Below are 19,213 nucleotides of genomic sequence, written 5' to 3'. Positions count from 1 at the left end.
CTACTTGAATTGTTTTTCAAACTTTTCGTAAAGTTGATCGGCTTCTTGAATGGACTTAACTTTTTCAATTTGCGATTTCATGAGGTTACTCTGCTTGGCTAAATCTGCTTGCATCACTTTACGACTTCTAGCATCTGGAGAAATTCGGTCGATGAGCGCTTGTAACTGAATATCAGAAAGCGACACGAACTTGCGAAGTTCTGCTTGCTTATCAGCCAAAGTCATTGGTTGTGAAGAATCATTTTCAGTAGATTTTTCAGTCATAATTACCACTTCCCTTAATGATATAGATTATTTTTTAGGTAGAAATCCCATTAAACATTTTAATAAATACTCCCTTATATCATAACACTAATGAAAGGGTGTTTGAAAGATTATATTTAGACCAAAATTAAGAAAACACTAATAAAAGGACTCCCCGAATTGAGGAGTCCTTTTGTATAATTTAATCGATTTCAAATAATTTCTGAATCTCAGCAGCCGCTTTATCTGGGTCGTCTTGATAAAGATGATTAATCCTTTCAATATCGGCCTTGATCAACTCCAACGAGTTTAAAACATCAGCATTTTTTCCATCATTTGAATTATCCATCGAAGCACCCCCCTTACCCCTTAAATACGCAAAAAAAGTGGCCTCCGTTTTGGAGAACCACTTTTCGTTTATTTTAATAAATTAAGCTTTGTAATCAGCAGGTGAGTCAGGCCACTTGTCAACATCATCGGGCGCCCCAGCTGGGTTGTGCCACTTGAACATGTTGTAAGTCAATGAACGCTTGTCTTGGTCCAACTTATTGATCGTAGCAACGTCTTCATCGGAAAGTTCAAAATCAAAAATGTCGCTGTTTTGAACGATTCGTTCTTCATGCGATGACTTTGGAATCGTAATGATCCCGCGTTGCCAGTCCCAACGTAAAATGACTTGGGCTGTGGACTTGCCATACTTTTCAGCGAGTTTGTTAATTTCAGGGTTGCTCAATGATTCACCCCCGCCAAGTGGTGACCATGCTTCGACTTGAATGCCGAGGTGGTTATCGTGTTCGATAATGTCCTTATCTTGGCAGACGGGATTGAATTCCATTTGGTTAACGGCGGGCGTCACGTTGGCGTGGGCTAATAGATCATCCATGCGTTCGTTATTGAAATTAGAAACCCCGATCGCACGAACCTTACCATCATGGTAAAGCTTTTCCATCGCCTTCCAAGTATCGATGTACTTGCCGTCAACTGGCCAGTGAATCAATAAGAGATCCACATAGCTCAATTGGAGCCGCTTTAATTGCCCCTTAAAGGCGTGTAAAACGGAGTCATAGCCTTGATCGCCATTAAAGACCTTCGTCGTTACGAATAGGTCCTTACGGTTCATGCCGAGTTCCTTTAAGCCTTCTTTGATTCCTTCACCAGTTCCGGCTTCGTTACCATATTGCTTGGCAACGTCGATCATCCGATAACCGTGCTTTAGGGCTGCGATCACTGAATTTTTAGCAGTTTCGTTATCACTCTTCCAAACCCCCATGCCGAGCCGAGGCATTTCAACCCCGTTGTTCAACTTGGTGGTGGTCGTTAATCCTTCCATGATGGTACCTCCCTGTAATTATTTATCTACGCCACTATCGTAAAATAATCCGGGCCAAACTGCAATTATCTTGTTTACCGTTTTGCAAATCCATGCGGGTGCTTTTGGGCAAACCGCCATGCGTCTTCAATGATCACTTCGATGTCGTCAAATTGGGGGTGCCAACCTAATTCGGTCCGCGCCCGTGTTGAATCGGCAACTAGTTCATCAGGGTCACCTGGCCGACGGGGCGCCTTTTCAGTTTCGATCGGATCACCCGTTACCTTGCGCGCTGCTTCTAGAATCTGCAGGTTCGAAAAGCCGTGCGAAGAACCGATATTATAAGCGGTCGAATCCCCACCTGCCATCAAACGCTTCATGGCAAGCACGTGGGCATTGGCTAAATCGACAACGTGCACGTAGTCACGAATATTAGTCCCATCAGGGGTGTTGTAATCGGTCCCAAACATCTTAAAGACGTCGCGCTTGCCACTGGCAACTTGAAGGATGATCGGGATCAAGTGCGTCTCTGGGTTATGATCTTCACCGATCGAGCCGTCCTTGCTAGCACCACCGACATTAAAGTAGCGCAACGCAATGAATTTGATGCCATAAGCACGGTCAGCCCACTGCGCCATTTGTTCCATGATCCACTTGCTTTGTCCGTAAGCATTCGTGGGGTGCTTAGGCGTTGATTCTGTGATCGGCATCTTTTCTGGCTGCCCATACACCGCTGCAGTCGACGAAAAGACCAGCCGCTTAACTTCATGGTCCCGCATTGCTTCGAGCAACGAAATCGTCCCGCCATCATTATTATCAAAGTATTTTAAGGGATCCTTCATCGAATCCGCCACGATCGAGTCAGAAGCAAAATGAATCACCGCGTCGATTGATTCGTGGGCGAAAACATAGTCCAAAAATTCACGATCACGAACATCCCCCTCGTAAAATTCTACGTCGGGGTTAACAGCCTCGCGATGCCCATTTGATAAATTGTCAATAACGACTACTTCATAGCCGTCATGCACCAAGTTATCAACGGTGTGTGAACCAATGTATCCCGCACCACCTGTAACCAAAATTGCCATAATCTCCATCTCGCTTTCTTCTGTTTAGTGAATGAATCAATTATCTTATATTCGGTTCGTGCTTGCAATTAGGCTTAAGCAATCCTAAACAAAATAAAGAAAATCTTGACTTTTTAGATTAAAATTGTATGATATTAATGACTAATATATTAAGGAGTTTTTAATAATGCAGACAACAACCGAAATTCAGTTAAATATTAGTTATCGATTTTGGCAATTCGCACGCTTTATTTAGTAACTGTGTGTTGTCAAAATCCTTTTTCAAGTGATTTTAAACCACCCACGCAGTTACTTTTCCGTAGCGAGCGTGGGGCGGCATAATAGTTAAAGCCACCCATTAATAGTATGGGTGGCTTTTTATTTTTAGGAGGAATTCATAATGAAGATTTTAATGTTAGGTACTAGACCAGATGAACAACCAGCAGCAAAGGAATGGGCTCAGGCAAACGACGTCACGGTCGACACGACGCCAAAGGAACTCTCGTTGGATAACGTCGACATCGTCGATGGATACGACGGCATCTCGGTCCTCCAATTAGAACCACTCGAAGATCCAAAGGTCTACGCTGCACTGGCCGAACACGGCATTAAGAACTTAGCGGTCCGCAGTACGGGATTTGAAAGCTACAACCTTAAGGCAGCGCGCGAAAACGGCATCACGGTGACCAACGTGCCAGCCTACTCGCCCCGCTCCGTTGCAGAACATACGTTAACGCTTACGATGGCGATGCTCAGACATATCCATATGATCCAAGTCAACGAACACCATAACGACTTCAGCTGGGGTGGTGTCGAAGCTCCTGAAATCCACAACCTGACCGTTGGAATCATCGGAGCAGGAAAGATCGGTAGCACCGTTGCCCGCATCTTCAAGGCGCTCGGTGCCACGGTGATCGCGACCGATCCGATCCACCGTCCCGAACTCGCTGATACGCTCGACTACGTTGATTACGACACGCTGTTAGAAACCGCAGACATCGTGACCATGCACACCCCATTGACCGATGACATGTTCCACTTCATGGATGCCAAGCGTTTTGCACAAATGAAGGACAGCGCCATTTTCATCAACGCCTCACGGGGGAAGGTCGTCAACACCCCCGATCTGATCAACGCCCTAAAGAATGGTGAAATCCAATCCGCAGGTCTCGATACGGTCGAAAACGAAGACGCCTACTTCTCCCACAAGCTCCCTGGTGATAAGACTGGCAACCCGTTCATCGACGAACTATTGCAAATGAAGAACGTCATTTTAACACCCCACATCGCCTTTTACACCGATGCGGCCGTTAAGAACATGGTCCAAATCTCACTCAACAACACCAAGCAGATCCTCGATGGCGACCAACCATTCAGTCCCGTTAACTAAGCCTTATTGCTTGACTCTTAAGTAGATAGTGCTACATTAGTGGTATATTGTTTCAAATTTATCTTAAAGGGGTACTTAATATGAGTGATAAACAAAACAAACATGCAGGGACCAAAGAAGTTGAACACCGTTTAAACGACGTTAAGAAGAGCGCAAAGGAAGATACCATCACCCCTACTGATGGTTGGAACACCCTTTTGAACCTTGTTGACACGATCGACCACAGCGATTCCAAAGCTGAAGATTACCGTAAGACATTAGCTGACTTACTATTCAAAAAGGATAGCCGCGGGTTCTTATTATACGGAACTGGTAAGGAAGTTAAAAAAGCGGTCAACGACAGCAAGGACTACAAGGACATTGACGTGGATGGCTTAAACGATGTCGAAGCATACGAATTAGATGCTAAGAAAAATGAATACAAGCCATTGGCGAAGGATTCCGTTGAAGGGGTCGTCGACAAAGTGCTTAAATAATTAATTGCAATTAAAGACCCGTTAATTGTTTGAGAATCAACAATTAACGGGCTTTTTGCACCATTTAGGAGGCTATTAAAATGAAATTCAAACCACTATTGAGTGCGACCGTTGCTTCATTAGCACTCTTGACGTTCACTGGGGTCACGAATGTAAACGCCGCTAAGACCAAGTGGCACACTGGACTCCCTAAGATCGTGACGCGGGCCAGCATGTGGGTGACCGATAAGAAAGAACACGGTGGCTACAGCGAAAAGAGTGCCTACCGCAGATACTTCATCTACACCCCCGAAAAGAGCATCCATTACGTTTCAATGGGCTTTCATAAAAGCGGGAAAGCTTTTTCGACGAGTGATACGAAGGGCATCATCCTAACACCACAGTATAAAAAGGTCGCTAAGAACACCTACTTGATCACCCCGAAGAAGGTCGTGCTCGGCGAACACATTTCCTATCGGGTCACCAAGGAAGGCAAAAAGATCAAGGTAACGATCAAGGACAACTTAGTCTCCCGTCAAAAGAAGGGCCAAAACCTTGGCAAGTTGACCGCTAAAAAGAGTACCAATGCACCAAAACATGATCCACTGAAATAACGTAAAAAGTCTGACGCGCACGAACGCATCAGACTTTTTTAATTCATTGGAGCTTGTGATTTCATAATTTCTGGGTCCCAGAGGGTCAACAAGTACCCGTACCCCTGAGCATCGAACGTCAAATCTTCGAACTCGCGATTGATGTTAAACGACATGTAATTAACGTCACTCGGTTGCACGGTGCCAGCCGCGAGCTTATCAGCGGGCACGGAGGTAATGATATTGTCAGAAACGATGTATAAGCGGTTATTGAACGCATCGTAGGAGAGGTTCTGGTTACTATAACCCCCCCAGTTAATATTTTGCGGAACGGGGGCAAAATTAGCCGCCCCGCTATTTTCATCCAACGTCCCCTTGTAAATCTGGTAGGTCGAATAACTCTTCTGGTTGTCCTCAACGAACGATTCCTTACGCCCGAAGTAGGCGTTACCAGCCGTATCAAAGGTCAACGTGTTGATACTGTAATTATCGTTGCCGTGCTGGAGTGGAAAATTGAACTGCTTTATTGGCTGCAGCGTCGTCGGACTTAATTCCGTGATCGTGTTCTCACCGCCAGCGGGCAGGTTCTGCAACGTATCGTCTTGAACGAGGTACAGGTTCTGCGTTACGGGATTATACGACAACGTCTGCCCGTGGCCAATGTTCAACAAGGGACTGACCTGAGCAGCCGATACGATCGATTCGTACTTTTGATACAACGCGTGTTCATCGTTGACGATCTGCGTATTATTGGTCACGTTCTGCTTGGCCGTGGTAACATCTTGTTGGTCTTGATTCACCAAGTCGTTTGCATCGCTGACGTTTTGCACGGCGGTGGTGTAGCGTTTGCCGACCCCCGTATTAAAGCGCTGAAGGGCCTTTTGGTTTTCCTTCAACTGTGCAGTCACGCCGCGCTGCTTTTTGACCAAGCGTTGCAACTGCGCATTTAGTCGCCCACGTTCGGCCTTGCCAGCCTTCTTGACCTGCTGGGCCAAGCGCTTGCGTTGCACATCGATCTGATTAGCCGCCTTGCTGCCCGTCGCAACCACCTGCTTGAAGTAGGTCACGTAGTTACTGGCGGTCAACTGTTTGACGACCTTATCATTGAACTGGCGTTGCTTGACCAGCGCTGCTTGTTGCTTGGCCGCAAACTGGTTGGCTTCCTTCGTCGTCTTCGCCAACATCTGGTTGTATTGATCGACTTCTTGCTGGTCGCTTAGCAACTGGGCGTTCGCATTGGTCACCGCATTTTGGGAGTCTTGGTCGCTGTACTTAGCATCTTGGAGTCGCGATTCGTAATTCGCTTCATCCTTTAGGTTCTGCTTCCCATAATTGGTGTAGGGCGAAGTATAGGTATAGGCCTTCCAGATCAAGTCGCGCCCGTCGCCATTGCCACCGAGCACCCCTAAATTGGTCAAATCGTTCGTATTGTACTTAGCGATCACACCCTGCTTGACCGAATCGCCCAGGGATTCAACAAAGTAGAAATTATCGCCAACCTTGACCGTACTCTGATAGTTCCCATACTCCCGCGAATCGGCGTGAAAGCCCTTTGGCAGATAATAATCAGTATTAAAGGTGGTCGTCCCCTGCTGATCAGTATAGCTGTGACTTGGGTTTTGCTGGTCCATTTGATACTGGGTGTGAGTAAACTTCCCATTATAAATAACCGTCGGTGGAATACTGCCAACGGTGGTCAACGATTTCTTATCATAATTAGCTAAACCGTTGCCCGACTGGAGCTGTTGCGGATTACTAAGCGCATTTTGGTTCAAATTCGCATAGTAGGATTCGGCCGCTTGTGCCCGCATCTGATGGGCACTCAATAATAACCAGCCGAGCGTGGCTGTTGAAAGTGTCATAAAGCGCAGCCATTGCTTCATTTGATTCACCATCATTTCTAATCGGCAACGTAATTACCGATGTATTTTACTCATTGTATTATATGCTTTAACCACTTTAAATGCCACCATCGGCGACTACTCACAATAAAATGATGAACCATTCGTACAAACAAAAAAATAACCCTACCGATCAATGATCAACGGGGTTATTAGAATGAGAGATATGTTTGAAATATGTGAATGATAGAAAAATGTAATTGTGCGTCTTTCTATGTTACAACAGAACGAGTGTCGATCACCATGTGCTGATTTAAAGGTCTTACTAATGGTCAGTTAGCAATTAATTGTTTATGATATCGATTTAAAAGCAATTATCAGGGGCCCATGGCTAGGCTCTGCTGCTTAATATGTACATTTATCTTAACCAATTATTTATTTCTTAACAAGTTTTTAAATATTAGACTTACGTTCTAAATGTTGGCAAACAGTAAAATCAAAAGCCGTTAACTGCCCTGCCCATTATACCCACGGTCAAAATTTTGTAACGTTTTTGTAACATAACTGCAATTTCAATGTAACTAGAATGCCGCTTTGAGCGATTCTAGCATCAAATCAACTTGATCAACCCGATTTAAATGAACACCATCGCCGTTAGTGTTTCACTGCCAAAGATTGAAACGTCTTATATTTTGCACCCGAGGTCAAATTAATGTTATAATTTTGTAATATTAATGTTAAACAACTGTAATAAGGATGGGATGATAGTGAACAAAACGAAGCTTAAAATTGCCAACGCTTTCTTAATTCTCCTTGATCAAAACGACGATAGCGAGGAGATCACCAATAACGACATTATTGCGCAGGCGGGGATCTCCAAGGGGACTTTCTATAACAATTTCTGCGGTCAAAAGGCCATCGCCAAATTCATTTTTCATGATATCGATAGTCGGATCATCCATTCCATCACTGACCATGGTGAATACTTACGCCATGCGAATTCACTCGATACGTTGCTGCGGTGCGTGGCGGACACGACGATCCCTGCAATCTATGCGCAACGTGAAAAGATTCGGATCCTGTATCGCTCGGACCTCAACGGCGCATGGCAAAAATATTTAGAATACAAATACTTACGGACGGTCAGCCGCTTTTCAGACGACGTGAAGGCCAACGACTTTTACCTCCACCTGCTCGTCAAATTTACCCTCGACATAATTGAACTTTGGATCACCAGCCCGATTCCGATCCCGCCAGAGGAGTTTAAGGATGAATACTACCAATTGTTTAACGTCAAATTGAATACATTGTTATAAACACAAATAAGCACACCAGCGCAAAACTGGTGTGCTTATTTTATTAAACCGATTGTGAACCAGTCTGAACTGGCGTTAGGACCCCACTATGATCAGCGCTGTATTCAACGCCGTTAATCACCTTGGTCGCATCCTGTAATAGGTACCCATCGGCTTGGGCGTAATATTGCTTGCCGCCCTCTTCGAACAAGAAGTTCTTATAGATATTCCCGTGGGCTTCTGCGAACTTGATCCGACCATCCTTAAAGTACAGAAACGAGTTCATTACCAAGACCCCTTTGGGATTAAAGTATTGATCGATCCCATTGACGGTGTAGCTGCCGCTGACCGCCTTGCCGTTCTTATCAAAGAAGTAGTATTCATCCTTGTCGAACGCCTTTGCGTATTCCAACTTGATGACGGAACCATACTGGTCATAAAAGCCCGCCACTTGATTATGGGCATTCAACACAAAGACCCCATTGATCGACTTGCCATTCTTCCCGAAATCATACAGGAAGTGGCCGACCCGCTTGATGCCATGGTAAGCAGACCCGTTGTGATCCAAGTAATAAGTGCTCAATTGATGCGTAATCGGGTCGCGCACCGTTAACAATTGGTTGCGGTTTAAGATCTGGCCATTGCGATTGATCGTCAACTTGTGCCCGTTAACAGTTCTCGACTTGGTCACCAAAACGCCCTTGGCATCGTAGTAATAGAACTTACCAGACTTGCTCTTCACGAATTGATTACGGACCTGGATTCCATTGCCGTCAAACAAGTAGTGCTTGTGACCAATGACCTGGTGGCCAGTCAGCGCTTGGCCCTTTTGATTGAAGTAGTAGTAGTAATTGGTGTTCGCAGCGGCTTGAACGAACCGATTCTTGACGAGGTTACCCGCTTGATCGAAGTAGTAGTACTTGCCATTCTTAAAGTAGAACGTGTTCGTCAACTGATAGCCCGTCAGCGAATCGTAATAGTGCGTATTCCCCGCTTGATCAGTCACCATCTTACCACTGACTTGTTTTTGATCAACGAACTGAACCCGATTGCCCTTAATGGTCGTCTGATTCTTAAAATCAGCGGGGGCATCGGCAGCCATTGTATTATTGGCCGCCATGATCGCCTGCGTCGCATAGGTTTCGGCAGTCGAGGCGCTATTATACGCCGCACTGGCAAGCGTCAGGTATAGGCTGCCCCGCGCATCATTAGCTAATGCATTAGCACGTGCAACATAACTATTGGCCACTGATATTGATGACTGAGCGGCGCTGAGCTGATTAGTCGCCGTCGTCGCCTGGGAATTCACAAAGTAATAGTCATTCCCCTTGATGTTGGTTTGATAATAACGCTTCATCACACTTTGCAGGTGCTGCAAGGAGTCATTGTCGGTAGCAATGTAGCCATTCAAATGCTGAACCGTCGCATTGAGCTCACCGACCGTCAAGGCAGGATAATTAGCATTAAATTCGTAATTATCAATCGTCGCGCCAGTGTTGCTAGTCAGCTTATACGGGTCATTTTGGTTACTGGTGAAATTAACAACGTTATATAGCATGTTCGATTCAGGTAGGTAAATTTCCAACGTCGAATTATCCAAATACAGGCTCATTTTAGCCGTCGTGGCATTCGTTAGTGGGATTTGAACCTGCTTGGCCAACAGGCTATTAATCGCGTTCTTTCTGCTCAATACCAAGCGTCCCTTCCCGACTTTAATCGAGATATCAGACTCACCACGCTTTAAATTGATCGTGTGACTGCTGTTCGGATTATCAAAGGTAAAGTCGAGCTTATTATTGGTCCCAATGATAAAACTCTTCTTCGAGGCGTTCTTAGCGACCTTAATGGTCGATACCAATTGATTATTCGGTTCGATTGGCGTCGACCACAGCGTGCCGTTCACATTTTGCAACAGGCGCGGTAACGTAAAGCTTCCACTGTGTTTAGAATAAGTGTAGGTATAAAGACTAGAAAGCAATGAGTATTGCCAACTCCCCGACCAGTTAATATTGACGAGCGTGTCAGGATCAACATTGGTAAAGTTCCCAGCGTATGTATCGCCCTTATATGCAGATTGATCTAAAGTCGTGATTTTACTGCTGCTGTTGGTCTTAAAGAGGCCGTCGCTGTCGATATAACCATTAATGTAGGCGATCGCCTTGTCACTAGCAGCATCACCATTGGACCAGCTATAAAACATGAACGCCTGTTCGTTCACCGTCTTAACGATCGGCGTTTCGACCTCCATCGCAGTCCCCTGGTCTAAATTAATGTCATTGGCGGGGTTATAGTCCCAATTGACGCCGTCGGTACTGGTAAACGTATACATTTTTTTGGACCAACCACCAGAAACGTAGGCGACCAACTTATTATTGACCCGTTCAACGTAGGGATCGCGAAAATCCTGGACCGTGATGCCAAACTGCTGCCGAGTCATTACGGGCGTCGAGCGGTAGGGATGAAATTGCTGGTCATCGTTACTGTAGGCGAGGAAGGTCTGCTGATCACCCGTACTGGTAAACGAGGTAAAATAAGCGAGCTTGGCATTTGCATTGATTGGATTGTTCCACTGGTCAGTCTTCAATAGGCCGTCATTGTAAAGGACCGAACCGGTCGCAGCATATTCCCACGGGATTCCATCGGTCGTATTGTTCGCAGCGATTTGGCCCCCCGCCTTGCCGTTCGCATCTTGATAGTCAGGATCAGGAATGGCAACGTTATTTAACCCCGTTGGATCAGCACTGTCGTAGGCCTGAAACGTTTTAAAGTCGGTCGTCGTCGCATGGTACCATTCATCAGCAAACTGAATCTGACTCGGGTATGGATTATAGAGGTAGTAAACGTCGTAGTAATCAACGTTCCCGCTCCCATCGGTGTGGGGGAGGATCGTCTGGAGGTCATTTGAATACCCGCGCGGCGTATTATAATGGAAATTTTGATTCAAAATCGTATTCGTCATCAAGGCTTCTGAATTATTAATCTTAGCAGAAACGGAAGTGCTATTACTCAAGACTGCCCCAGAGGCAGCGTTCAACTTAGTACTGTCATAAGCAGCAACGCTCACCGCACTCGACACAGCACTGCTGGCACTAACAGCCGCAATCGAACTAACGGATGCTGAGCTAGCCACTACCACGGCAGCAGAATCGCTAGCAGAACTAGTTTGGGTGACTTGATCAGCATTTGAATCCGCCCTAGCAACTGGAGCGGTAAACAAAGCCGTAGCCCCAAGCGTTGCAAAAGTAATGCCACTAATTAACCATAACTTTCCTGATTTATACATTTTATATCTAACTTTATTTGCATTTGATTTTTTGGCCATTCCAATCCCTCTTTTGCAAAACATATTTATATTAATTTATTATACAATTTTTTATCCCAAAATAAAATTTTAGATAAAAAAAAGGCCCCGACCGAAGTCAGAGCCTTACAAAAAAGTTTTATTAAACTAATTTCAACTTCATAATAAGATTAATTCTTATTATTTGTTGTTTGAGTTGTTAAGATCTTTAGAATAGAAGCTTACACCGTATGGGTTAAATACATCGGTAGCAACTGATTCAGCTGAAGTTACACTAGAAATTTGTGCATTCAATTGTGAAACAGCTGATGAAGCAGCTGAGTTAGCAACTGAAGTAGGAGCAGCATAGAAGTCAGTAGCAGCCTTAACCATAGCAGCTGAAGCAGAGCTCATAGCAACCTTAGCATTTGAAGCGGCATTTGAGTATGCAGCTGAAGATGCAGCGTTGGAAGCAAATTGAGCTGCTTGAGAACTGTATAAGTTGTAGTTATCAAATGCTGAGTTATAAGCACCATCAGCAACACTAAATGCTACCTTAGCAGCGTATTGAGCTGAATTAATTGCAGATGAAAGTGTTGGAAGGTAACCGAAACTAGTAGCATTAGAAGCATTATTCAATACAAGAGCAACTGAACTTGAAGGTGTTGAAACAGCTGAGAATACATTAGAAGCTGATGCATATACAGAATAAGCACTACTTGCAGCTACTGAAGCAGCAGAGTAACCATTCTTAGCAGAAACACTAGCTGAATCAGCAATTGATGTAGCATATGAAACTGCAGAAGAAACATTGGCTAAACCAGCAGGAACTTGAGCAACATTATTTGCAGATGAAGCAGCTAATAATCCGGATACAGTAAATACACTATTGTAAACAGATGCAACTGAATCCTTGGTAATAGTGCGAGTTTGACCACTTGCATTAGTGTAAGTTAAATCAGTATTTCTAAAGGTATTAACATAACTAGCTAGGGATGCAAAGCTACCATTGTTAGCAGCAACACTATTTACAATAGAATCAACGCCACTAGCAACTGCTGATGCGTATTCAGCATTAGAGTATGCAGTTGATGCACCACCAAAGCTAGCAACAGAAGCAACATAGGCAGCTAAACTAGCAGCTGAACTAGCAGCACTTGAGTAAAGTGTGTAGTTAGTGTTAGGAGCAGTAAGGAAGTTAAATCCAGTAGTTGATGCTAATGAGCTTACATAGTTACCAAATGAGTTAAGGGTACTACCATCAGCTTCATAGAAGTTAGCCTTAAGGTTATCAGTAGTAACATTACCATTACCTGCAGTGTATAGGCTAGATAATTTTGCAAAAGCAGTTGAAGCAGATTGTGCACTTGAAAGAGTAGAATTAGCTGCACCTGAGTAAGCAACACCAGCTGAAGCAGCGATGTTTGAAGCATTAGTATAAGCCACTAATGCAACATATTGAGCATTATCAATCTTATTATTTGTTTGAGCTAGAGAGTCTAATGTACTACCAGCAACTAAACTGTTACCATATGGAGTAACAGAAACTAAAGTACCATTAGAAGCTAATGATGCATAATATTTAGGAGCACTTTGATTTTCAGTACCATCTGCATTGTACTGAATGTTATACTGAAGAACAGCTCCACCATTAACAGTAGTAACGTGAGAATTGTTGTAAGCAACAAATGCAGATCCAGTTAATGATTCTGCTAATGAGTAAGCAGAAGAAACAGCTGCACTTGAGTTAGCAACAAATAATGAATCATTAGCAACACCACTGTATACATTCCGATCGTAAGTTAAAGTAGCGAAACGGTTGTAAACGTTTGAAGTTGCTGAGTAAACAACAGCAGCACTAGCAGTGTTTGAAACACCAACTGTAGAAGCTAATGAACTACCAGCCTTAACGAATACACTAGCAACGGCTGAACCTAAGTTGTATACACCGTCACCGAAGTTTACAGCTGATGAGTTAGTAGTTGAAGTAGCATCACTAGGAGTAGCTGAGAAGTTACCAAGTTGGTAAGCAAAGATTTGTTGAGCGTATGCAGAAGCACTTGACCAACTAGCAGCACTAACGGCAGCTGAAAGGTTAACAGCAGCAGTAGAGTATAAGTTAGCAGCATTGCTCAATAAGTTTGGTAGGTATTGAGCATCGTTACCTGAACTAGCACCAAGGTAAACAACTTCTGAAGTACCGTTAACAGTAACAGCAGCAGATGAACCAGTAGCTGAAGCGTAGTTACTGATTGCGTTAGCAACAGATGACTTAGTAGCAGCATCTGATGAGCTTACTAAACCAGCACTAGCAGCATTAGCAATTTCAGCAGCTTGTGAAGCAAATGTTGAAGCAACAACTGAATCAGCGTTTGAACTAGTTGCTGAATCAGTGTTAGCTAATGCATCAAGAAGACGAGCGTACTTAATAGCAGCTGGAGTGTTGTAGTAAACAGCTGAGTCACTAGTTACTTGACTGTTTTGAGCATTGAAAGTGTTACCGTAAAGGTTCTTGTTAACTTCTGAAGCTAATGAATTAGCAGCAGCACTGAAGCTGTAACCACTTTGTGCTAACTTGTATGCGTTAACAAAAGCATTTGATAATGCTTGAGTATCAGTTAATGCAGTGGATGAAGCTGATGAGTTAGCTGAAGCAGCTGATGAAACAACAGCACTTGATGAGCTAGTAGGTACAACTGGCACGTCAAAAGTAACGTTCAAGTCGTATGAACCAGCCTTGTTAAATGCCTTCCGTAACTTATCAACCTTAGCGTAGTTAGCCTTGAAAGTCTTTAAGTTAGCCTTAGCAGCAGCTAAAGCCTTCTTAGCTGACTTCTTAGCAGCAGCAGTCTTAGCGTCTGAAAGCTTAACGTCAGCTTGGGCAACCTTGTAGTTACCAGCAGCTAAGATCCGATTGTAGTTATAAGTTAAAACGTTAGCACCATCGTACTTTTGTGCGTAAAGGTACTTAACGTTATCAACGGCAGCACGAGCCTTTAAGTAAGCAGCCTTGTTTGCCTTAGTAGCGCTAGTAGTGTAAACACTCTTAGCGGAATCGTAGTTAGCACGGAATGCGCTTAACTTAGCGTCGTCGTATGCCTTCTTTTGTGCAGGAGAGTCAGATGCAACTGAACTAGCAGCTGATGAACTGGATGCACTGGAACTTGCTGAGCTAGTAGCACTTGCGTCTGAGCTAGCTGAGCTTGAAGTAGCTGAACTACTTGAAGTAGCTGAGCTTGAGCTTGCTGAACTAGTAGCACTTGAATCAGCGCTAGTAGCTGAACTAGTAGCACTGGAAGTAGCTGAGCTATTAGCACTACTATCAGTAGAATTTGTAGTAGTTGCAGAAACGTTATCAGCGTGTGCTGAAGTAGCTTCTACAGCTGAAAAAGTTAATAAGGAGAACGCAACAGTGGATAATACAACCCATTGTTTGTGTCTCTTATGCATAACCTTTTTATCGTTTGCAACACGATATTGGTTCTTATTGAACTTCATAAAAGATCACCTCATAAATAATTTTTGCAAGGCAGGATTGCCTTACTTTCTAATATGCTAATACAGGACAAAACAAAATGCCGAAATGGCATTATGTAACCGCCATGCAACAATTACATAACAACTGGTATTATAGCATAAAAATACGTGATTTGTACAATATCGAACATACTTTAATATTGCTGTAATTTTCGTAACCAGCGTGTAAGAAAATAAAATATAATAACGGTTACTGCAATGTTTATCCTTAAACATTGTGATTGTATTATAACACAATCATTCTTCAATTTAGAGTGAAAAGTTAAAAAAATCACATGTTTTTGAAATTAAAAAGCCAAATTGGCTGGTCAGCACAACTTAGCTTTTTAATTATTTTACTAATTAGCGCGCTTAAATGCAAGCACTGCGTTATGACCACCAAAGCCTAACGAGTTACTTAATGCAAAGTTAAGCGGTGCGTTTTTGTTTTCATCAGTCACAATGGTCGTCTTGACTTCTGGATCTAAGTCAAACATCCCCACGTTCACTGGTAAGACACCCCGTTGCATTGCTCCGATCATGATGACCGCTTCCAATGCGCCGGCTGCCCCGAGTGCGTGGCCAGTTTGACCCTTGGTACTACTTACCATCACGTGATCGTTGACCCCGTCAAAGAGTTTGGCGATTCCTTCTGATTCAGCAGAGTCGTTCGCAGGCGTTGCCGTCCCATGCGCATTGATGTAATCAACATCGGATGCGGTCATGTCACTTTCCTTGATGGCTTCTTGCATTGCCTTGATAGCGCCGCTCCCGTCAGGACGAGGGGCCGTCAAGTGGTAGGCATCCCCCGTTGAACCATAACCAGTGATCTCAGCTAGGATGTTGGCACCCCGGGCTACCGCATGGTCATAATCTTCAAGGACCAATGTTCCGGCTCCTTCACCCATTACGAAACCAGAACGGTTCTTATCGAATGGCATTGAAGCGCGCAGTGGGTCGGTCGAATCTGAGAGGGCTGTCAATGCGGCGAATCCTGAAATCCCGAGTTCATTGATCGAAGCTTCAGAACCCCCAGTAATCATATAGGTAGCTTTCCCAGATTTAATCCGTTCAAAGGCATCCCCGATCGCATTCGTACCAGAAGCACAGGCGGTAACGACAGCTTCATTAATGTTTCTAGTATCCAAGTTGATTGAGATGTTTCCAGCGGCCATGTTAATGATCGAGTTTGGCACGAAGAATGGTGAGACCCGCTTGGGTCCCTTATCGTGCATCTTGATGGCTTGTTCTTGGATCGTCGTCAATCCCCCGATTCCAGAACCATAAATCACCCCGATGTCATCTGGGTCGTAGCTGCCCTTTTCTAGGCCGGCCATTTCCATGGCTTCAAAGGCTGAATAAACGGCGTAGCGCGAAAAGTCGTCCATCCGCTTGGAGATCTTCTTTGGGATCCGCTTTAATGGATCGAAGTCCTTTACTTCGGCTGCGACCGTAATCCCAGTATCACTAGCATCGAAATGCGTGATGGGTGCGACCCCAGTCTTGTTTGCAAAGATATTGTCTAAGAAGGTCTTGGAGTCGTTACCTAGTGGCGTAACAGCACCAATCCCGACTACAGCGACACGATGTTCCATAATGGTCCCTCCTATTCTGCTTCTGGGCGCTTCTTATCAGGCACGATGAATGATAATTCGGCTTGACAAGCCTTCTTATCACCAACGAATGCGATACAATCAACGGTTCCCATGTTACTGTGTTGCTTCTTCATCGTGATTTCGAATCTGATCACGTCTCCTGGACGGACCATCTTTCTGAACTTCGCGTTCTTGATTGAACCCATGTAAGCGGTCTTGTCCTTGTATTTTTCACTCTTTAAGATCAAGATCGATGCAGCTTGAGCCATTGATTCGATGATCAAGACCCCAGGCATTACGGGGTTCCCAGGGAAGTGTCCTTGGAAGTAGTTTTCGTTGATCGTAACGTTTTTTGTTGCCACGATTTTTTCATCTGGAACTAATTCGTCCACCCGATCGATGTATAAGATGGGGTAACGATTCGGAATTAAATCCATAATTTCAGTAATATCTAAAACAGCCATTATTATCCTCCTAAAAAGCTTTATTCTTCAAATTGTGCGATGGTACCGACGTAATCAAAGCCCACGTACAAGGGTGTTAGCCGAATGGACTGGCCATAGCGATCGGCATGGGCAAAGGTCGTTAGGTCAATTTGCATACTCTTGATGCCGCCGGGAATTCCCATCCCGACTAGCTTCAAGACCGCCTCTTTGATCGTCCAGATTTTAAAGGTGGCCCACAACAGGTCATCACCAGTCAATTGCGCAAGGTAATCTAATTCATCCTGCCGAAATGCACGGTGGATGCGGTGATAATCATAGGGCCTGAGCTTTTCTAGATCGACGCCAATCGGCTGGTCTGAAACTGCTAAGACCACTTTATCATAAGAGTTTGCAATATTGTACTCAAACGCCCCACTCTTTAGCCTTGGTTTCCCATGCGGGCCGTGGTCAAAAAGCGTCCCGCTGGCAACTACCTGCGGGCTGACTTGGAGCCAGTCGGCTAGCAAATATTTCCCGACAATTGATTGACGGGGATTATACATTTTGCCAAGATTGTCACTTTTAAACCGTGCTTGGTAGCGTGGGTTTTGAATCGAATCGATTCTTAATTGCAGCATCTTAGACGATCAAGTGGACCCCGTTATCAACGTAGATAACGTCACCAGTCACTCCAGAAGCCAGGTCGCTCATCAAGAATGCAGCTGATTTACCAACGTCCATTGGGGTCACGCTCTTACCGTTGACGGTAAAGCCTTCTGACATCTTCAAGAGGTCACCGTGGTGCTTGATGCCAGTCACGGCAAGCGTCTTGATTGCCCCTGCTGAAATGGCGTTGACCCGCACGTTCTTTTCTTTTCCTAATTCGGCAGCTAAGTAGCGCATTTCAGCTTCCAAAGCAGCCTTAGCGACCCCCATCATGTTGTAGTTCGGAATTGCCCGAACAGCCCCGATGTAAGTAAGCGTAGCAATGCTACCGCCTTCGTTCATGATGGCACTGGCATAACGAGAAACTGAAATAAATGAGTAGGCACTAACGTCTTGGGCGAGGTTAAAGCCATCCTTTTTGACGTTCTTAACGCCGCCTTCAAGGGTTTCCTTATCCGCAAAGGCAATCGCATGGATGACCCCGTCGATATTACCGACTTCTTCGTGGATCGCATTAAAGGTCTTTTCCACGTTTGCGTCTTCTGCAACGTCACATTCGAACATCTTAACGTCGACGTCAGCTAAGAGCTTGTCCAATGAACGCTTCATCCGATCGTTTTGGTAGGTCAAGATGACTTCGGCCCCTTGATCCAACAATGCTTGGGCACAACCCCACGCGATACTCTTTTTATTTGCAACACCCATTATGACAATCTTTTTACCATCTAAAATTCCAGCCATGAGTTTATTTCCTCCATTCATTAGTTAAACTTCCGATAGCGAGCGTGGCGATCAGCCAGGAGCTGATCGACCGGTTTAATTTCTAATTCTTTGATTTTTGCATCTAATGCGGTTTTAAAGGCGGCTAGATCAGCAGCACTTTTCACCTCTGGAACTACCCGATCGATAATGTGATTAGCGAGTAGTTCCTCTGCGGTCAAGCCCATTTGATCGGCAGCTTCCTTGGCGCGACTTGAATCCTTCCAAAGGATCGTCGCAAAGCCCTCTGGTGATAGCACTGAATAAGCACTGTCTTCAAAGGCCCAGACTTCATCGCCGACCGCTAAGGCGAGCGCACCGCCGCTTCCCCCTTCACCAACGATCACGCTGATGTATGGGACGGTTAGGTTCAAGCCCTGCATGATCGATTGGGCGATCATGTACCCCTGGCCATGGTATTCGGCTTCCACCCCTGGATATGCGCCGGGCGTGTTGATCAGGGTAATGACGGGACGGTTGAATTTTTCAGCCGCCTTCATCAGCCGCAGGGCCTTGCGGTAGCCATCTGGTTCGGCAGAACCAAAATGACGGGCGAGGTTTTCTTCATTATTACTCCCCTTTTGGATGCCCACGATCGTTACTGGTTTGCCGTTCAAAATCCCAATTCCGGCGTAAACCGCAGGATCGTCACCGTAAGCACGGTCGCCATGCAGCTCTACAAAGTCTTCTGTAATCCCAGCGACTAATTTTTGGATACTAATTTTATCACTACTCCGAGCCGCCAAGACCCGATCGTAAGCGCGTTTTTCTGTCATCAT

At 44.8% G+C, this 19,213-nt stretch carries 16 protein-coding genes; 4 read left to right on the top strand and 12 right to left on the bottom strand.

The features are described 5' to 3' along the window. From ACSYTE_RS02260 to galE, 4 genes are all read right to left on the bottom strand, one after another. A complete protein-coding gene (locus ACSYTE_RS02260) occupies positions 1-264 on the bottom strand; it encodes a hypothetical protein (RefSeq protein ID WP_491717096.1) in 264 nt (87 codons plus the stop codon). Between the two features lie 181 nt (positions 265-445). Continuing rightward, positions 446-592, bottom strand: coding sequence for a hypothetical protein (locus tag ACSYTE_RS02255; RefSeq protein ID WP_491717095.1), 147 nt, complete (start codon positions 590-592; stop codon positions 446-448). 81 nt (positions 593-673) lie between these two features. Beyond that, positions 674-1,573: an aldo/keto reductase gene (locus ACSYTE_RS02250; protein ID WP_491717094.1), complete on the bottom strand. Its 900-nt coding sequence runs from the start codon at positions 1,571-1,573 to the stop codon at positions 674-676. 74 nt (positions 1,574-1,647) lie between these two features. Next, positions 1,648-2,640 (bottom strand): UDP-glucose 4-epimerase GalE, encoded by a 993-nt coding sequence (gene galE, locus ACSYTE_RS02245; protein ID WP_491717278.1) that lies wholly within the window; start codon positions 2,638-2,640, stop codon positions 1,648-1,650. A gap of 376 nt (positions 2,641-3,016) precedes the next feature. On the opposite strand from galE, the gene ACSYTE_RS02240 reads away from it, so the two are divergent. From ACSYTE_RS02240 to ACSYTE_RS02230, 3 genes are all read left to right on the top strand, one after another. Then, positions 3,017-4,009 carry a D-2-hydroxyacid dehydrogenase gene (locus ACSYTE_RS02240; RefSeq protein ID WP_491717277.1) on the top strand — a complete coding sequence of 331 codons (993 nt, stop codon included), beginning with the start codon at positions 3,017-3,019 and terminating at the stop codon, positions 4,007-4,009. Positions 4,010-4,089: 80 nt separating this feature from the next. Then, complete coding sequence (locus ACSYTE_RS02235; protein WP_491717093.1) at positions 4,090-4,485, top strand: hypothetical protein; 396 nt, start codon at positions 4,090-4,092, stop codon at positions 4,483-4,485. Between the two features lie 80 nt (positions 4,486-4,565). Then, on the top strand, positions 4,566-5,078 hold the full coding sequence (locus ACSYTE_RS02230) for a hypothetical protein (RefSeq protein ID WP_491717092.1): 513 nt from the start codon (positions 4,566-4,568) through the stop codon (positions 5,076-5,078). Between the two features lie 38 nt (positions 5,079-5,116). Here ACSYTE_RS02230 and ACSYTE_RS02225 read toward each other — a convergent pair whose 3' ends face one another. After that, positions 5,117-6,955, bottom strand: a complete 1,839-nt coding sequence (locus ACSYTE_RS02225; RefSeq protein ID WP_491717091.1) for a hypothetical protein — start codon at positions 6,953-6,955, stop codon at positions 5,117-5,119. Positions 6,956-7,632: 677 nt separating this feature from the next. On the opposite strand from ACSYTE_RS02225, the gene ACSYTE_RS02220 reads away from it, so the two are divergent. After that, positions 7,633-8,214 (top strand): TetR/AcrR family transcriptional regulator, encoded by a 582-nt coding sequence (locus tag ACSYTE_RS02220; RefSeq protein WP_491717090.1) that lies wholly within the window; start codon positions 7,633-7,635, stop codon positions 8,212-8,214. A 43-nt stretch (positions 8,215-8,257) separates the two neighbouring features. On the opposite strand, the gene ACSYTE_RS02215 is transcribed toward ACSYTE_RS02220, so the two are convergent. The 7 genes from ACSYTE_RS02215 to accA all read right to left on the bottom strand — a co-directional run bounded on the left by ACSYTE_RS02215 (position 8,258) and on the right by accA (position 19,210). Beyond that, on the bottom strand, positions 8,258-11,515 hold the full coding sequence (locus ACSYTE_RS02215; protein ID WP_491717089.1) for a KxYKxGKxW signal peptide domain-containing protein: 3,258 nt from the start codon (positions 11,513-11,515) through the stop codon (positions 8,258-8,260). 159 nt (positions 11,516-11,674) lie between these two features. Continuing rightward, on the bottom strand, positions 11,675-14,971 hold the full coding sequence (locus ACSYTE_RS02210) for a beta strand repeat-containing protein (RefSeq protein WP_491717088.1): 3,297 nt from the start codon (positions 14,969-14,971) through the stop codon (positions 11,675-11,677). A 377-nt stretch (positions 14,972-15,348) separates the two neighbouring features. Then, positions 15,349-16,584, bottom strand: coding sequence for a beta-ketoacyl-ACP synthase II (gene fabF / locus ACSYTE_RS02205; RefSeq protein ID WP_491717087.1), 1,236 nt, complete (start codon positions 16,582-16,584; stop codon positions 15,349-15,351). Between the two features lie 11 nt (positions 16,585-16,595). Next, entirely contained in the window at positions 16,596-17,048 is a 453-nt protein-coding gene (gene fabZ / locus ACSYTE_RS02200) for a 3-hydroxyacyl-ACP dehydratase FabZ (RefSeq protein WP_491717086.1), read from the bottom strand. A 20-nt stretch (positions 17,049-17,068) separates the two neighbouring features. Next, complete coding sequence (locus ACSYTE_RS02195; protein ID WP_491717085.1) at positions 17,069-17,647, bottom strand: 4'-phosphopantetheinyl transferase family protein; 579 nt, start codon at positions 17,645-17,647, stop codon at positions 17,069-17,071. Between the two features lies 1 nt (position 17,648). Further along, the gene (fabI, locus tag ACSYTE_RS02190) at positions 17,649-18,416 is read right to left on the bottom strand and encodes an enoyl-ACP reductase FabI (protein ID WP_491717084.1); all 768 of its coding nucleotides are present in this window, start codon (positions 18,414-18,416) and stop codon (positions 17,649-17,651) included. Between the two features lie 20 nt (positions 18,417-18,436). Further along, positions 18,437-19,210 carry a carboxyltransferase subunit alpha gene (accA, locus tag ACSYTE_RS02185; RefSeq protein ID WP_491717083.1) on the bottom strand — a complete coding sequence of 258 codons (774 nt, stop codon included), beginning with the start codon at positions 19,208-19,210 and terminating at the stop codon, positions 18,437-18,439. Between the last annotated feature and the right edge of the window lie 3 nt (positions 19,211-19,213).

Source organism: Nicoliella sp. ESL1120, assembly GCF_058508515.1.
Note: the sequence above shows the minus strand (reverse complement) of the source record. Positions and strands in the feature narration are given on the sequence as shown.

What these genes read in the sequence shown, in the direction of transcription:
- ACSYTE_RS02210 (WP_491717088.1), bottom strand. Translation starts at nt 14,971, where the DNA reads ATGAAGTTCAATAAGAACCAATATCGTGTTGCAAACGATAAAAAGGTT.
- fabZ (WP_491717086.1), bottom strand. Translation starts at nt 17,048, where the DNA reads ATGGCTGTTTTAGATATTACTGAAATTATGGATTTAATTCCGAATCGT.
- fabF (WP_491717087.1), bottom strand. Translation starts at nt 16,584, where the DNA reads ATGGAACATCGTGTCGCTGTAGTCGGGATTGGTGCTGTTACGCCACTA.
- ACSYTE_RS02225 (WP_491717091.1), bottom strand. Translation starts at nt 6,955, where the DNA reads ATGATGGTGAATCAAATGAAGCAATGGCTGCGCTTTATGACACTTTCA.
- accA (WP_491717083.1), bottom strand. Translation starts at nt 19,210, where the DNA reads ATGACAGAAAAACGCGCTTACGATCGGGTCTTGGCGGCTCGGAGTAGT.
- ACSYTE_RS02250 (WP_491717094.1), bottom strand. Translation starts at nt 1,573, where the DNA reads ATGGAAGGATTAACGACCACCACCAAGTTGAACAACGGGGTTGAAATG.
- ACSYTE_RS02235 (WP_491717093.1), top strand. Translation starts at nt 4,090, where the DNA reads ATGAGTGATAAACAAAACAAACATGCAGGGACCAAAGAAGTTGAACAC.
- ACSYTE_RS02260 (WP_491717096.1), bottom strand. Translation starts at nt 264, where the DNA reads ATGACTGAAAAATCTACTGAAAATGATTCTTCACAACCAATGACTTTG.
- galE (WP_491717278.1), bottom strand. Translation starts at nt 2,640, where the DNA reads ATGGCAATTTTGGTTACAGGTGGTGCGGGATACATTGGTTCACACACC.
- ACSYTE_RS02195 (WP_491717085.1), bottom strand. Translation starts at nt 17,647, where the DNA reads ATGCTGCAATTAAGAATCGATTCGATTCAAAACCCACGCTACCAAGCA.
- ACSYTE_RS02255 (WP_491717095.1), bottom strand. Translation starts at nt 592, where the DNA reads ATGGATAATTCAAATGATGGAAAAAATGCTGATGTTTTAAACTCGTTG.
- fabI (WP_491717084.1), bottom strand. Translation starts at nt 18,416, where the DNA reads ATGGCTGGAATTTTAGATGGTAAAAAGATTGTCATAATGGGTGTTGCA.
- ACSYTE_RS02220 (WP_491717090.1), top strand. Translation starts at nt 7,633, where the DNA reads ATGTTAAACAACTGTAATAAGGATGGGATGATAGTGAACAAAACGAAG.
- ACSYTE_RS02230 (WP_491717092.1), top strand. Translation starts at nt 4,566, where the DNA reads ATGAAATTCAAACCACTATTGAGTGCGACCGTTGCTTCATTAGCACTC.
- ACSYTE_RS02215 (WP_491717089.1), bottom strand. Translation starts at nt 11,515, where the DNA reads ATGGCCAAAAAATCAAATGCAAATAAAGTTAGATATAAAATGTATAAA.